This is a genomic window from Streptomyces sp. NPDC005402 (assembly GCF_040606575.1).
GTDB lineage: Bacteria > Actinomycetota > Actinomycetes > Streptomycetales > Streptomycetaceae > Streptomyces.
This window is the reverse complement of record NZ_JBEXFB010000033.1, coordinates 1-13,826: the sequence shown is the minus strand read 5'-3', so window position 1 is coordinate 13,826 and position 13,826 is coordinate 1. Positions and strand designations below refer to the sequence as shown.

General features: G+C 72.5%; 12 protein-coding genes and 1 pseudogene. 6 read left to right on the top strand and 7 right to left on the bottom strand.

Annotation, left to right across the window (positions count from 1 at the left end):
- Positions 1-2 precede the first annotated feature (2 nt).
- A complete protein-coding gene (locus ABZT02_RS40425) occupies positions 3-449 on the bottom strand; it encodes an Lrp/AsnC family transcriptional regulator (protein ID WP_123987747.1) in 447 nt (148 codons plus the stop codon).
- A 94-nt stretch (positions 450-543) separates the two neighbouring features.
- Here ABZT02_RS40425 and ABZT02_RS40420 point away from each other — a divergent pair, with 94 nt between their 5' ends.
- Both ABZT02_RS40420 and ABZT02_RS40415 read left to right on the top strand, forming a co-directional pair.
- The gene (locus ABZT02_RS40420; RefSeq protein WP_356027147.1) at positions 544-1,029 is read left to right on the top strand and encodes a rhodanese-like domain-containing protein; all 486 of its coding nucleotides are present in this window, start codon (positions 544-546) and stop codon (positions 1,027-1,029) included.
- Between the two features lie 71 nt (positions 1,030-1,100).
- Positions 1,101-1,616, top strand: a complete 516-nt coding sequence (locus tag ABZT02_RS40415; protein ID WP_356027145.1) for an immunity 21 family protein — start codon at positions 1,101-1,103, stop codon at positions 1,614-1,616.
- 142 nt (positions 1,617-1,758) lie between these two features.
- On the opposite strand, the gene ABZT02_RS40410 is transcribed toward ABZT02_RS40415, so the two are convergent.
- Together ABZT02_RS40410 and ABZT02_RS40405 are read right to left on the bottom strand one after the other, a co-directional pair.
- Entirely contained in the window at positions 1,759-3,450 is a 1,692-nt protein-coding gene (locus ABZT02_RS40410; protein WP_356027143.1) for a DUF885 domain-containing protein, read from the bottom strand.
- Positions 3,451-3,483: 33 nt separating this feature from the next.
- On the bottom strand, positions 3,484-3,978 hold the full coding sequence (locus ABZT02_RS40405) for an Lrp/AsnC family transcriptional regulator (protein ID WP_020122341.1): 495 nt from the start codon (positions 3,976-3,978) through the stop codon (positions 3,484-3,486).
- 60 nt (positions 3,979-4,038) lie between these two features.
- Between ABZT02_RS40405 and ABZT02_RS40400 the strand changes: the two genes are divergently transcribed.
- Positions 4,039-5,250, top strand: a complete 1,212-nt coding sequence (locus ABZT02_RS40400; RefSeq protein ID WP_356027140.1) for a PLP-dependent transferase — start codon at positions 4,039-4,041, stop codon at positions 5,248-5,250.
- On the opposite strand, the gene ABZT02_RS40395 is transcribed toward ABZT02_RS40400, so the two are convergent.
- From ABZT02_RS40395 to ABZT02_RS40385, 3 genes are all read right to left on the bottom strand, one after another.
- Positions 5,228-6,514 (bottom strand): GNAT family N-acetyltransferase, encoded by a 1,287-nt coding sequence (locus ABZT02_RS40395; protein WP_356027138.1) that lies wholly within the window; start codon positions 6,512-6,514, stop codon positions 5,228-5,230. The two genes, ABZT02_RS40400 and ABZT02_RS40395, sit on opposite strands and share 23 nt — an antisense overlap.
- A gap of 270 nt (positions 6,515-6,784) precedes the next feature.
- Positions 6,785-8,371 carry an alkaline phosphatase D family protein gene (locus ABZT02_RS40390; protein ID WP_356027136.1) on the bottom strand — a complete coding sequence of 529 codons (1,587 nt, stop codon included), beginning with the start codon at positions 8,369-8,371 and terminating at the stop codon, positions 6,785-6,787.
- A 132-nt stretch (positions 8,372-8,503) separates the two neighbouring features.
- Entirely contained in the window at positions 8,504-9,958 is a 1,455-nt protein-coding gene (locus tag ABZT02_RS40385) for a PLP-dependent aminotransferase family protein (protein ID WP_356027133.1), read from the bottom strand.
- Between ABZT02_RS40385 and ABZT02_RS40380 the strand changes: the two are divergent.
- Positions 9,949-10,839: pseudogene (locus tag ABZT02_RS40380) on the top strand (EamA family transporter); the annotation flags it as partial. The gene ABZT02_RS40385 and the pseudogene ABZT02_RS40380 overlap by 10 nt on opposite strands.
- Before the next feature lie 45 nt (positions 10,840-10,884).
- Here the strand turns inward: ABZT02_RS40380 and ABZT02_RS40375 are convergent.
- A complete protein-coding gene (locus tag ABZT02_RS40375; protein ID WP_356027130.1) occupies positions 10,885-11,715 on the bottom strand; it encodes an alpha/beta fold hydrolase in 831 nt (276 codons plus the stop codon).
- A gap of 168 nt (positions 11,716-11,883) precedes the next feature.
- On the opposite strand from ABZT02_RS40375, the gene ABZT02_RS40370 reads away from it, so the two are divergent.
- Together ABZT02_RS40370 and ABZT02_RS40365 are read left to right on the top strand one after the other, a co-directional pair.
- Entirely contained in the window at positions 11,884-12,768 is an 885-nt protein-coding gene (locus tag ABZT02_RS40370; RefSeq protein WP_356027128.1) for an RNA polymerase sigma-70 factor, read from the top strand.
- Between the two features lie 167 nt (positions 12,769-12,935).
- Positions 12,936-13,697 carry a GntR family transcriptional regulator gene (locus ABZT02_RS40365; RefSeq protein WP_356027125.1) on the top strand — a complete coding sequence of 254 codons (762 nt, stop codon included), beginning with the start codon at positions 12,936-12,938 and terminating at the stop codon, positions 13,695-13,697.
- The last annotated feature ends 129 nt before the right edge of the window (positions 13,698-13,826 follow it).

The window sequence follows — 13,826 nt, the reverse complement described above, 5'->3', positions numbered from 1 at the left end:
GGTCAGCGCCCCAGGGGCCGCCGGGGGAGCGGGGAGGAGTAGACGACGCTCGTGGTCACCGAGCCCAGCGTGCCGATCTTGCCCGAGACTTCCTCCAGGTGCCGCATCGAGCGGGCGGCGACCTTGATGACGAAGCAGTCGTCGCCGGTCACGTGGTGCGCCTCCAGGATCTCGGGCGTCACGGCGACCAGATCGTGGAAGGGCTTGTAGTTGCCGTTGGGGTACCGGAGGCGGACGAAGGCCAGGATGGGCAGGCCCAGCCGGTCGGGGTCCACGACGGCGGCGTACCCCTGGATGACGCCCGCCTCCTCCAGCCGCCGCACCCGCTCGGTGACCGCGCTCGCGGACATCGAGACGGCACGGGCGAGCTCGGCAAAACTGGCCCGGCCCTCCCGCTGGAGGACGTCGAGGATGCGCCAGTCGGTGGCGTCCGGGGAATACGCGGTCATGTCCGAGAGATAGCAGGGAATTCCCCGGCGGAGCAAGGCTCACGCCGTGGAATCGCCCTTCAGGCCGTTGACCCTCGACCGTAGATTTCTGGTCATGACGACAACCGACTCGCTCACCGTGAACCCCGTCCTGCGCGTCGCCCCGGCCGCCCCGGCCGAGGCCGCCGCCTACTTCCGCGCGAGCCTCGTCCACCACGCGGACGTCTCCGACGTCGCCACCACGCTCGCCGCGGACGGGGACCCCGGCTTCGTGGTCCTCGACTCCCGCTCCACCGCCGCCTGGGACCAGGGGCACGTCCCCGGCGCGGTCCACCTGCCCACCGCCCTCATCGCCGAGCAGGCCGAACGGCTCCTCGACAGGTCGGTGCCGGTGGTGACGTACTGCTGGGGCCCCGGCTGCAACGGCGCCACCCGCGCCGCGCTCGCCCTCGCGGAACTCGGCTACCAGGTCAAGGAGATGCTCGGCGGCTTCGAGTACTGGGTGCGCGAGGGCTTCGCGTTCGAGACCTGGGAGGGCCGCGAGCGGCGCGCCGCCGACTCGTTGACCGCCCCGGCCGACTCCGAGGACTGCGGCTGCTGAGTCCTGGCGGTTCCGGTGGGGCTCCTGTGCAGGTGCAACCTTCGGGTTCCTGTGCGTGTAGGTTCTGGCCCATGGTGCGATACGCGGAGCCGGGCGCGGTGGAGTGGGTGGAGTCGGGCGGCGGTCCGCTCATAGCGGTGCCGGAGACGGTGCTGCCGTTCTGGGCGGGCGCCGACGGCGACGAGACGGCCTCCGACTACGACCGGGCCTGTGAAGTCGACGGCTGTGTGGGCCTGTTGCCGGTCGGTGACGCGGCGGCCCTGGTCCTCGGGGACGAGCCCGCGTCGACCTCCTACCTCCCCGACCACGACACCTTCGTACGGTGGTGCGCCGCCGACTCCGAGGACGAACTCCTGGCCGAGGTCCCCGCCGCCCTCGCCACCGCCGCCTGGGAGGACGAGGTGAGCTGGACGGTACCCGGCCCGGTCGTCCTCTTCGACGCCGCCTGGCCCGGCAACGACTCGGTGAACACCGACCACTTGAAGGTCCCGCTCGCCCCCGGCCGGTACGCGGTACGCGCCGCCAACGTCCGGCCCGGTCCGGAGACCTGGCTGGGTCTCGTCCAGCTGCGCAGGCTCCCTGACTGAGTGTCGTTCCCGCGCGTCACCGGGGCGGGCGGGACGTGCTCCGGCCCGCCCTGTCGCCGGTCGACGGCGAACGGGGCGGGCCGGAGCACCCGTCAGATGAGTGGCTCGCAAGGCGGCTTACGGCACCGGCCCGTCGTACGGATCACAGGCGGGCCAGCTCGTCCACCAGGTCGTCGAGTCCCAGCGAGCCCTGCGACAGCGCCGCCATGTGCCAGGCCTTCAGGTCGAAGGCGTCGCCGTGCCGTGCGCGGGCCTTCTCCCGGCCGAGCAGCCAGGCCCGCTCGCCGAGCTTGTAGCCGATGGCCTGGCCGGGGATCGTGAGGTAGCGGGTCAGCTCGCTCTCCACGAAGTCCGCCGGACGGCTGCTGTGCGCGCCGAAGAACTCCTGCGCCAGCTCGGGCGTCCAGCGCTCGCCCGGGTGGAAGGGGGAGTCCGCCGGGATCTCCAGCTCCAGGTGCATGCCGATGTCGACGATGACCCGGGTGGCCCGCATCATCTGCGCGTCGAGATAGCCGAGTCGCTGCTCCGGGTCCGTGAGGAAGCCGAGCTCGTCCATGAGCCGCTCGGCGTACAGCGCCCACCCTTCGGCGTTGGCGCTCACCCCGCCCACCGTGGCCTGGTAGCGGGAGAGGTTCGCCGCGACGTGCGTCCACTGCGCGAGCTGGAGGTGATGGCCGGGCACGCCCTCGTGGTACCAGGTCGAGACGAGGTCGTAGACCGGGAAACGGGTCTGGCCCATCGTGGGCAGCCAGGTGCGGCCGGGACGCGAGAAGTCCTCCGACGGGGCCGTGTAGTACGGGGCCGCCGCACCGCCGGGCGGGGCGATGCAGGACTCCACCTTCCGCACCCGCTCGGCGAGATCGAAGTGGGTGCCGTCGAGCGAGTCGATCGCCTGGTCCATCAGTCCCTGGAGCCAGTCGCGGACCTCGTCGACGCCGTCGATGTGCTTGCCGTGCTCGTCGAGGTGGGCGAGCGCCACCCACGGCGTCTCGGCGCCCGGCAGGATCTTCTCGGCCTCCTGCCTCATCTCGCCGAGCAGCCGGTGGTACTCGGACCAGCCGTACGCGTACGCCTCGTCCAGGTCGAGGTCCGTGCCGTTGAAGTAGCGCGCCCAGCGGGCGTACCGCTCCCGGCCCACGGTGTCGGGGGCGCCCTCGATCGCCGGGGTGTACACGTCCCGCATCCAGTCGCGCAGCTCCACCACGGAGGCGGTCGCGGCGCGGGCGGCCTCGTCCAGCTCCGCGCGCAGTGCCTCGGGGCCCGCCGAGGCGAAGTCCTCGAACCAGCCACGTCCGTTGCCGTCGGTGTCCGCCCACTCGGTGAGCTGCTCGACGAACGTGGCGGTCGGACGCGGCGCCGCGTACAGCTTGCGCTCCAGACCGAGTTCGAGGGACTGGCGGTAGCCCGCGAACGCGGCCGGTACGGCACGCAGCCGCTCGGCGATCGCGGCCCAGTCCGCGTCGGTTTCGTTCGGGGTGACGGTGAAGATCTCGCGGATCGAGTGCGGCGGTGTGGACAGGTTGCCGACCGCTCGCAGGCCCTCGTCGGCCTCGTGCACGGCGAGTTCGGCCGTCAGCCGCTCCCTCAGCAGTCGGCCGCACCGGCGCTCGATGTCACTGTCCGCGCCGGGCTGCCGCTCGGCCTGGTCGAGCTTCGCGAGCGTGGCCCGCTGAAGCTCCGCGAGCGCCTCCTGGCCCGCCGGCGAGGTGTCGGGAAGCCTGCTCGAACTCTCCTTCACACCCAGGTAGGTACCGGTGATCGGATCGAGGGCGATGAGCTCGTCGACGTAGGCGTCGGCGACCTGACGGGGAAGCGGGCTCTGAGTCTCAGACATGCGGTCCATCCTCATACGGAGACCTCGCGGGAGTCACCCCGATTCCGCTGTCGGCGTGGCAGGCGGAAGGAGCGGCCCGCACTCCCACTGCTGGAAGATCAGCCGGGTCTCCACCCGGGCCACCTCGCGCCGGGACGTGAACCCGTCCAGCACCAGCCGCTGCAGATCCGCCATGTCGGCCACGGCCACATGCACGAGGTAGTCGTCGGGCCCGGTCAGATGGAAGACGGTCCGCGACTCCGGCAGCGCCCGGATCCGCTCCACGAACGGCCCCACCAGCTCCCGCCGATGCGGCCTGACCTGCACCGACAGCAGTGCCTCCAGGCCCCGGCCCAGTTTCGCCGGATCCAGCCGCAGCTGATGACCGAGGATGACGCCCGAGCGGCGCAGCCGGGTCACCCGGTCCAGGCAGGTCGACGGCGCGACCCCGACCTGGGCGGCGAGATCGCGATAGGTGGTCCGGGCGTCGTTCTGCAACAGCCGCAGCAGATGCAGGTCCACCGGGTCCAGTACGACAGATTCGGCCATTGGCCGAACGTAGCACGGGGTTCACCCCGGGAACGCCGTTCGGTGTTCACCCTTGCGGGCATGGACTCAGCGCGCACCTCCACCGCCTCTCGTACGCCGCTCAGAGCACTGGCCACCGAGGCCGTCCACGCCGGCCGCGACGACCTCGCCCGGCAGGGACTGCACGCCCCGCCCATCGACCTGTCGACGACCTACCCCTCCTACGACAGCCGCGGCGAGGCGGCCCGCATCGACGCCTTCGCCGCGACCGGTGCCGAGCCGGAGGGCCCGCCGGTGTACGGACGCCTCGGCAACCCGACCGTCGCCCGCTTCGAGACGGCCCTGGCCCGCCTGGAGAACACCGAGGCCGCGGTCGCCTTCGCCAGCGGCATGGCAGCGCTCACGGCCGTCCTTCTCGTACGGGCCTCCCTGGGCCTGCGCCACGTGGTCGCCGTGCGCCCCCTGTACGGCTGCAGCGACCACCTCCTGACCGCCGGACTCCTCGGCACGGAAATCACCTGGACCGACCCGGCGGGAGTCGCCGACGCGCTGCGCCCGGACACCGGCCTGGTCCTGGTCGAGTCCCCGGCCAACCCCACCCTCGCCGAGATCGACCTGCGGGCCCTGGCCCACTCCTGTGGCTCGGTACCCCTCCTCGCGGACAACACCTTCGCCACTCCGGTGCTCCAGCGCCCAGCGGAACACGGCGCCCGTCTGGTGCTGCACAGCGCCACCAAGTACCTCGGCGGCCACGGGGACGTGATGGCCGGGGTGGTGGCCTGCGACGAGGAGTTCGCCGGACAGCTGCGGCAGGTCCGCTTCGCCACGGGCGGCGTCCTGCATCCCCTCGCCGGCTATCTCCTCCTGCGCGGCCTGTCGACCCTCCCGGTCCGCGTCCGCGCCGCCTCCACGTCCGCCGCGGAACTAGCCCGCCGTTTCGCCGCCGATCCCCGGATCACCCGAGTGCACTACCCGCGCATCGGTGGCGCGATGATCGCCTTCGAGGTCGACGGCGACCCGCACGAGGTGATCGACCGGGTCCGCCTGATCACCCCGGCGGTGAGCCTGGGCAGCGTGGACACCCTCATCCAGCACCCGGCGTCGATCAGCCACCGCATCGTGAACGCGGACGACCGCCGGGGTGCCGGGGTGAGCGACCGGCTGCTGCGGCTGTCGGTGGGCCTGGAGGACGTGGAGGACCTGTGGGCGGATCTGGACACGGCACTGGAGTGCGTGCGCGCACCCGCGCCCGCCGGCCGGACCAGCGCCCCTACGGCGCTTCGGCCCTGCTGACCCCGATCGCACCGTCCGTCTCCTCCACCGGCGCGTCCAGCCGAGCCGTGATCACCAGGGTTCCCTCCTCGATCTGATAGTCGAGGGGGAGCTCCAGCCCCCGCATCGCGGCGACCATCCCGGTGTTGGACGACTGCGTCACGGCGTACACGCTCTCGCAGCCGGCCTCCGCCGCCATGGCGACGAGCCGCTCCAGCAGCTCGCCGCCGATCCCCCGCCGCTGCCACGCGTCCTCGACGAGCAGTGCCACCTCGGTCTCGTCACCGTCCCACAACAGGTGCCCCAGCCCCACGATCCGCCCGGACGCGGTCTGTACGGCGAGGGTGCGGCCGAACCGCGGGCTGAGCAGGTGCTTCAGATAGCGGTCGACGTCACCGACGGGCCCGTGGTACCGCATGCTCAACGTCCGCGCCGAGCACCGCTCGTGCATCGCCACCGCGGCCTCCAGGTCCCCGGTGTCGGCCCGGCGCACGGTGATGTCGTGGCCTTCCGGCAGCGTCAGTACGTCCTGGCTGCGCGGCACCCGCGGACCGAGCCGGGCGTCCAGTTCGACCAGGGCCCGGGCCCGGGCGAACTCCGTCGGCGTGAACGGCAGATACGGCCGCTCCACGGTGATCACTCCACCTTCGGGCGCCCGCAACCGCATCACGGTGTCCTCCAGAACTCCCTCCACAGGCACTCCGTCCGGCCCGCGGCCGCCTCCCACCGGTACGGCCGGCAGGGACCGGATCGTGCACCGGCCCAGCAACTGCCGCAACGCGAGCGGCAGTTCGGCCGCGTCCAGCGCGGTGCGGGTGGCGAGGCCGAGCACCCGGGTCGGGGCGTCCACCAGGTCGTGCGTGTCGGCCCGCTCGATCCAGGTGTCGGCGCCGCCGGCCCACGCGACGGCCCGGGTGATCTCGGAGCCCTCCAGCGCGCCGGGGGCACGCAGCAGGAACTCGTCGACCGTGCCGTCGCCCAGCGGGTGCGTCTGCAGGCTGAGGATGTCGACCCGGTGCGCGGCGAGGGCCGTGCAGAGCGCGGCCAGCGAGCCCGGCTCGTCCTTCACCGTGGTGCGCATCCGCCACAGCGTGCTCTCCGCTGCCACGGGGTCCGAGCTCCGCGACGGCTGGTCGGACGGCCCGGCCTGCGCGCCCTCGGGCAGCGGCCGGGCGCCGGTATCACCCGTCGGGGGTGCGTGGCCGTGGCGCCGTGTCCACCAGGTGTGGAACGCGGCCCTGAACAGGGAGGCGAGTTCGATCACGTCGCGCCGCCAGTGGCGCACGGGGCGACCGTGTTTCGCAGGGGTCACATCAGACATGTCCGGAGTCATGCAGCCACTGTGGAGGAACGGTGTTGCGTGATCACGAACGCATTGTGACTGCTCGGTAAAGTAAGGTTCTGCACCTTTCGTACCCTTTTCAACCGTTACGCAGCGAGTGATGCCGGAGGGGCTCCGGTACCCCCTACTACGTCATGCAGCCACGCCGATGTTCAACGGGCCGCGCACCGGGGGATGACGCCGATGCGCGACCCGCCCTTGAGGGTACGGGAGTTACTGGCCCACCCGGCCCGGCTGGAGCACCTGCGTGAACAGCACCGTGCCGTCCTGTTCGCGCAGTCGCACCGTCAGCTCACCGCTGTGGCCGTCGATGTCGACCTCGCCGAAGAACTGGTAGCCGCCCGCGGGGGAGACGTTGGAGGCGGTCGGCGCCTTCACGAACACCCGCTCCGGGCCGAAGGTGCCGTCGAGCGCGCTGGCCGGGAAGGCACCCGCGTTCAGCGGCCCCGACACGAACTCCCAGAAGGGCTCGAAGTCGGTGAACGCGGCCCGCGACGGCTGGTAGTGCTGGGCCGAGGTGTGGTGGACGTCGGCGGTCAGCCACACCGTGCCGGTGATCCGCCGGTGCTTGACGTACCGCAGCAGTTCGGCGATCTGCAGCTCACGTCCGAGCGGGGCGCCCGGGTCGCCCTGCGCCACCGCCTCGATGTTCGCCCTGCCCTCCGTGGCGTCGGGCACGACCAGGCCGAGCGGCATGTCGGAGGCGATCACCTTCCACACCGCCCGCGAGCGCGACAGCTCCCGCTTGAGCCACTCCAGCTGCTCCCGGCCGAGGATGCCCTGCGGGTCCACGGTCTGGTCGTCGGGCGAGTTGGCGTTGCGGTACGTGCGCATGTCCAGCACGAACACGTCGAGCAGCGGTCCCTGCCGCAGCACCCGGTAGACCCGGCCGTCCCGCGCCCCGGGCCGGAGCGTGGAGATCGGGAAGTACTCGCTGAACGCGCGCCGCGCCCGGCCCGCGAGCACGTCGACGCTCTTCTCGGTGTAGCGGGCGTCGGAGTCCAGGATCGTCTGGCCCGGGTACCAGTTGTTGCGCACCTCGTGGTCGTCCCACTGGATGACGGACGGGACCTGGGCGTTGAAGGCCCTGAGGTTGTGGTCGAGCAGGTTGTAGCGGAAGTTGCCGCGGAACTCGGCCAGCGTCTCGGCGACCTTGGACTTCTCCTCGGTCGTGATGTTCCGCCAGGTGCTGCCGTCGGGCAGGGCGGCGGTCTCCGTGATCGGGCCGTCCGCGTAGATGTTGTCGCCGCTGCAGAGGAAGAAGTCGGGGTCGAGCCCGGCCATCGCCCGGTAGATGGTGTAGCCGCCGAAGTCGGGGTTGATGCCCCAGCCCTGCCCGGCCAGGTCGCCGGACCACAGGAACCGCACCCCGTCACGGCGTTTGCGGGACACCGTGCGGAAGGTGCCGGTGACCGGCTCGCCGGTGCGGCGCGGGTCGTCCGGGTCGGCCAGCAGCACGCGGTAGTGGATCTGCTCGCCCGAGGGCAGGCCCCGCAGCCGGGTCGTCCCCGTGAAGTCGGTGTCCGGGCCGAGCAGCGGGCCGTGCCATCTGCGCGGGTTGCGGAACGACTCGGTCGGGGACGTCTCCACGATCATCCGGGCCGGACGGTCGGAACGGACCCATACCAGGCCGGAGTCGGAGGTCACGTCTCCCGTCTGTACGCCCCAGCCCGCCCCTGGGCGTCCGGAGAGGGCGAAGGCCGGGGCGGCTCCGGACACCGCGGGCAGGGTGAGGGCCGCCGAGGCGGCCAGGGAGCCGCGCAGAACGCTGCGGCGGCCGGGGAACGGACGGTGTGACATGGATGCGCCTCCAAGGACGGGATCCGGCCGGTGTGCGATGCCACAACTACTGGGGCGCCGCAGCGCGCACGCGAACCGCAGGTGAACAACTGGCCGCGGGAACGAAGGAACCGGTGTGCGAAACGGCGCGGCTCAATAGCGGGCGGCCTCCGCCATCAGCCGTACGCCGTCCCGGATCCGGGTCGGGGACAGGTGCGCGTATCCGAGGACCAGGCGCACGCCGTCCTGGTCGTCGGGCTCGGCACGCGCGTGTGCGTAGTCCGTCAGCGGGCGGACGGTCACACCGGCCGCGCCGAGGCGCGCGAGGAACCTCTCCTGGGGGCCGTACCGGTGTGGCAGTGCGGCGATGACGTGCAGACCGGCCGCGATCCCGGACACCTTGGTACCGGGGAGGTGTTCGTCCAGCGCGGAGACCAGCGCGTCCCGCCGCTCCCGGTAGGCGCGCTGGCAGCGGCGCAGTTGGCGGTCGTAGTCGCCGCGCTCCACGAACCGGGCGAACAGCGCCTGGTCGATCGTGGGATGGCCGAGGTCCATGGTCCGCTTGCGCTCGACGACCTCGTCGGCCAGCGCCTCAGGCACGAGCAGCCAGCCGAGCCGCAGTCCGGGAGCGAGGGACTTGCTGACCGATCCCGCGTAGGCGACACGGTCCGGGTCGAGCCCCTGGAGCGCCCCCACGGGAGCCCGGTCGTAGCGGAAGTCGCCGTCGTAGTCGTCCTCCAGGAGGAAGCCGTCGACGGAGCGCGCCCAGTCGAGCAGTTCCGCGCGCCGCCGCGCGGAGTACGCGATGCCGGTGGGGAACTGGTGGGAGGGCGTCGTGACCACGGCTCGCACGCCCGCATCGCGCAGAGGGCCGAGGGCGATCCCGTCGTCGTCCAGCGGTACCGGCACGGTGGTGACACCCGCCGCCGCGTACAGGGCGTCGTGCTGTGGACTCCCGGGGTCCTCCACGCCGACCGTCGGCAACCCGCGCGCGTGGAGCGCGAATCCGAGCAGCGTCGTCGCCTGCGCCACGCCGGAGACGACCACGATCCGCTCCGGATCGGCGACCACACCCCTGCGGCGGGTCAGCAGCTCGGCCAGGGCGGCACGCAGCCGGGGCAGCCCGCGCGGGTCGGGATAGCCGAGATCCTGGTGCGGCAGCTCCGCCAGCACGCCCCGGTGAGCGGTGACCCAGGCGGCGCGGGGGAACAGCGACAGGTCGGGCGTCCCCGCGACGAAGTCCGCGCCGTTGCCCGGAGCGCGCGGGGCCAGGTCACGCGCGCGGGGCCGGGCGGCTCGCACGGCTCCGCCGACCCAGGTGCCGGCACCCCGGCCGCTGCGCAGATAACCCTCCGCCGTCAGCTGCTCGTACGCCTCGGTGACCAGCCCGCGCGACACACCGAGGTCGGCGGCCAGATCCCGGCTCGACGGCAGCCGTGTCCCCGGCACCAGCCGACCGGACCGGACCGCCTCCCGCAACGCCGCCTGAAGGGAACGGCCACGCGTGCGTGCCGGAGCGGAGACGGCGGGCAGGAGCAGCTCCCAGGCGGCCGACCCGACGGGATCGTGGTGCGGTTGTTGCTCCGGATTGGTCCCCGATGACGTCATGGAACTGGACCTTAAGCCGGACCGCGGCAGTTCCTAGCGTCGTTTCCATGAACGCCACCACGCGCGGCTCCCTCCTCGCCACGTTCGCCTGCGTCCTCGTCGGAGCGTCCTTCACCGCCAACAGCGTCCTCGGCGACTACCCGTACGCGGGCGGCCAGTTCCTGCGCTACGGGCTCGCCGCGCTGCTGCTGGTCCCCCTGGCCGCGAAGGGCGCCGCGGCACGGCTGCGCGCGCTCGGGGCCCACCAGTGGACCCGTCTCGCGCTCCTCGCCGCCGTGGGCATGGTCGGCTTCAACCTCGCCGTCATCGCCGCCGAACGCACCGCGGAACCGGCCGTGCCCGGCGTCTTCGTGGGCTGCGCTCCCGTACTGGTGGCCGTCCTCGTCCCGCTGCTGGAGGGACGCCGGCCCGGACGCCGCGTCCTGCGGGGCGCGTCGCTGGTGGCACTCGGCGCCTTCGCCGTCCAGGGCTGGGGCCGTACGGACGGCGCGGGCATCGCCTTCTCGGCCTGCGCGCTGGCCGGTGAGGTCGGCTTCGCGGTGCTCGCCGTACCGGTGCTGCGGCCCCTGGGGCCATGGCTGCTGTCCGCCACCGTCTGCGCGGTCGCCGCCGTCGAGGCCGCTGCGACAGGACTGCTCCTGGACGGCACCGCGTGGCTGCGGCGCCCCGACACCGCCGAGGCCGCCGCCCTGCTGTGGCAGACGGCGGTCGTCACCGTCGTCGGCTTCGTGTGCTGGTACATGGGCATGCAGCGGATCGGCGCGGAGCGCGCCACGCTGTTCTCCGGCCTCATCCCGGTCGCGGCCGCCTGCACCGCGCCCCTCGTCGGCACGGGCTCCTACGGCGCCGCCCAGGCGGTGGGCAGCGCCCTGGTCGGTGCCGGAGTCGCCCTCGGATCGGGGGCGTTGAGCCGCAGGCGGAAGAACTCAGCGGCTGCCGTCGAGGATGACCCGCGCGACCAGAGCAGGGTCGTCGTTCATCGGGCAGTGGCCGCAGCCGGGCAGCCGCACGAGCCGGGCCCGGGGGATGATCTGCTTGGCCCGCACGCCCTGCCGGCGCACGAGCAGCATGTCCCTGGTGCCCCAGGCGACCGTGACCGGCAGCCCGGGGATGTCGTCGCCGAACTGGACGGCGGTGCCGGCCCGGAGCGTCTCGTCGAACCCTGTGGCCCGCGCGAGGGCGAGCGTCTCGGCGACCACGGCCTCGGGTGAACGCCTGCCCGGGCGGGCGTAGATGGTGCTCGTGAGCATCGTGCGGCCGGCCGCGCTGCGCGACAGCCGCTCCACCAGCGGCAGCGGCAGCCGGCGGGAGATGTGCCGCATCGCGAGCAGCACCCCGAACGCGTAGCGCCGCTCGGCCTGTGACCAGAACCCCGCGGGAGACAGCGCGGTGACCGACCGTACGAGCTGCTCGCGGGCGAGTTCCAGGGCCAGCAGGCCGCCGAGGGAGTTGCCCGCCACGTGCGGACGGTCCAGCTCCAGGGCCTCGCAGAACGCCCCGAACACGGACGTCGTGGTGGCCAGGTCGTACGACAGCCCCTCGGGCAGCCCCGGCGACGCGCCGAACCCCGGCAGGTCCACGGCGATCACGTCGCGCTCGGTCGCCAGGATGTCCACCACCGGGTCCCAGGCCTGCCGGTGGTGACCTATGCCGTGCAGCAGGAGCAGCGGCTCACCGCGGCCCACGCGCGCGTAGGAGACGGTCACGGGCTGCGGCCCCCCGGCGGAGGGGACTTTGAAGGAGACGGTGGCGGACATGAGGGCTCCTTGACGGCGGCTCACGGGGCTGGGGCGGTGACGCACGGCGGACGCGCTGTAGACAGCTTGTCAGCAATTGCTACTGGCGGGTAGACCCTCCGGTCCGCAGGGCGCGCCGCACGCTCATATCGCCTGGACACGAACCGGCGTCTGGGTTGGGATGAATCCGTGGCCACTGACAGCGAGACCGACGTCTTCGAAGAACACCGCCCCGTCCTCCTGGGCGTCGCCTACCGCATGCTCGGGCGCGTCAGCGACGCCGAGGACGTGGTGCAGGAAGCCTGGCTGCGCTGGTCGGCGGCCGACCGGAGCGAGGTGCGCGAACCGCGCGCCTATCTGGTCCGCATCACCACGCGCCTGGCGATCGACCGGCTGCGCCAGGTCAAGGCGCGTGGCGAGACGTACGTCGGCCCCTGGCTGCCCGAGCCGTACGAGACCGACTTCGGGGACACCGTCCCCGACACCGCGGAACAGGCGGTCCTCGCCGACTCGGTCTCCCTCGCGGTCCTGGTCGTCATGGAGTCGCTGTCACCCCTGGAGCGGGCGGTGTTCGTCCTCAGGGAGGCCTTCGGCTACCCCTACGCCGACATCGCCACCATGCTCGACCGCGCCGAACCCGCCGTACGGCAGCTCGCCGGGCGGGCCCGCAGGCACGTCGACGAACGACGGCCTCGCTACGACGTCGACCCCGTTCAGCGCCGCGATCTGACGGAGCGTTTCCTCGCCGCCGCCGGCGGAGGCGACCTGGAGGGGCTGATGTCACTGCTCGCCCCGGACGTGCGGCTCGTCGGGGACAGCGGCGGCAAGACCAAGGCGCCGCTGCGGGTCCTGGAGTCGGCGGACAACGTGGGTCGCTTCCTGGTCGGCGTCGCAGGAAAGGGCGTCCCGGACATCACCTGGCGGTTCCTGGAGCTCAACGGCGGACCCGCGATCCTCGTCCTGTCGGGCGGAAAGCCCGACTCCGTCTTCCAACTGGACGTCCTGGACGGCCGCATCCAGTCCGTCTACATCATCCGCAACCCCGACAAGCTGCGCGCCCTGCCTGCCGCTTGAATGCCTCGTGAACGCCGGGTGGCATCACGCCCGCGCGTCCCACAGGGGATCGAGGATTGGTCTTGACCAAGGGTGGGGGCCGCCCTATGGTCGCAGAGAAGTGCAACAACCTTTAATAAACAAAGGCGCTAAAACGCCGCCGGACCACGGCGATTGCGGAGGACAGGGTGGGGACCACGCAGCTCGAATCGGTACCGGAACCGAAGTACTGGCATCTCAAGACCGTGCTCAGTGAGGCATTGGACTCCGAATTCTCCGTGGGCGAGATCCTGCCCAACGAGCGCGACCTCGCCGCCCGTTTCGGCGTCGCCCGCGCCACGCTCCGGCAGGCCCTGGAGCAGCTGGAGCTGGAAGGCAGGCTGCAGCGCCGCCGCGGTGTCGGGACGACCGTCGCCCCGCCGCGCGTGGGCGTGGCCGTCGGCACCGAGCAGCACGCCTGGCCCGGTACGGCCGGCGACGACTGGCAGTCCGTCGACTGCGCCGCCGCGGTGCCGCCCGCGGCCGTCGCGGACGCGCTGGGGACCGACCGCGAGCGGCCGGTGCACACCGTGCGCCGCTCCCGTATGACCCACGGCCAGCCCGTCGCCGCCGAGCTGCTGTACATCCCCGAGGCGTCGGTGCCGGAGCTCTCCGCCATAGACGCCCCCTCCGGAGCGGCACGCGCGCGTGCCGTGCTGCGCGAACTGCAGCGCCTGGAGCTGGAGAGCCGGGAGAACGCCGTCGAACTGGGCTCGGCCCGCGCCGACGACGCGAAGGAGCTGGACCGCCTGCCCGGCGCCCCGGTGCTCGTCGTCACCACCCGCTATCTGGCCGGGGGCCGCACCGCCGCCGTGTCGGTGGCCACCTACCGCGCGGACACCTGCCGGCTGACCTTCGGGGACTCCGGCGCGGTGGAGATCCACGAGAGCCCGGAGCGCCAGGCCTCCTGAGCACCACGGCGGCGCCCCGGACCTGCGTCCGGGGTGCGGCGGCACGGCGATGTCGTACGCCTCAGGCTCGGCCCGAAGACGGTGTACGCGCCCACCACCCCCGAACTGACCGGAGCCGTGGCGCTCAAC

Bases quoted from the DNA above. Each gene is read 5' to 3' on its own strand.
- ABZT02_RS40425 (WP_123987747.1), bottom strand. From the start codon at position 449: ATGACCGCGTATTCCCCGGACGCCACCGACTGGCGCATCCTCGACGTC.
- ABZT02_RS40420 (WP_356027147.1), top strand. From the start codon at position 544: ATGACGACAACCGACTCGCTCACCGTGAACCCCGTCCTGCGCGTCGCC.
- ABZT02_RS40415 (WP_356027145.1), top strand. From the start codon at position 1,101: ATGGTGCGATACGCGGAGCCGGGCGCGGTGGAGTGGGTGGAGTCGGGC.
- ABZT02_RS40410 (WP_356027143.1), bottom strand. From the start codon at position 3,450: ATGTCTGAGACTCAGAGCCCGCTTCCCCGTCAGGTCGCCGACGCCTAC.
- ABZT02_RS40405 (WP_020122341.1), bottom strand. From the start codon at position 3,978: ATGGCCGAATCTGTCGTACTGGACCCGGTGGACCTGCATCTGCTGCGG.
- ABZT02_RS40400 (WP_356027140.1), top strand. From the start codon at position 4,039: ATGGACTCAGCGCGCACCTCCACCGCCTCTCGTACGCCGCTCAGAGCA.
- ABZT02_RS40390 (WP_356027136.1), bottom strand. From the start codon at position 8,371: ATGTCACACCGTCCGTTCCCCGGCCGCCGCAGCGTTCTGCGCGGCTCC.
- ABZT02_RS40385 (WP_356027133.1), bottom strand. From the start codon at position 9,958: ATGACGTCATCGGGGACCAATCCGGAGCAACAACCGCACCACGATCCC.
- ABZT02_RS40375 (WP_356027130.1), bottom strand. From the start codon at position 11,715: ATGTCCGCCACCGTCTCCTTCAAAGTCCCCTCCGCCGGGGGGCCGCAG.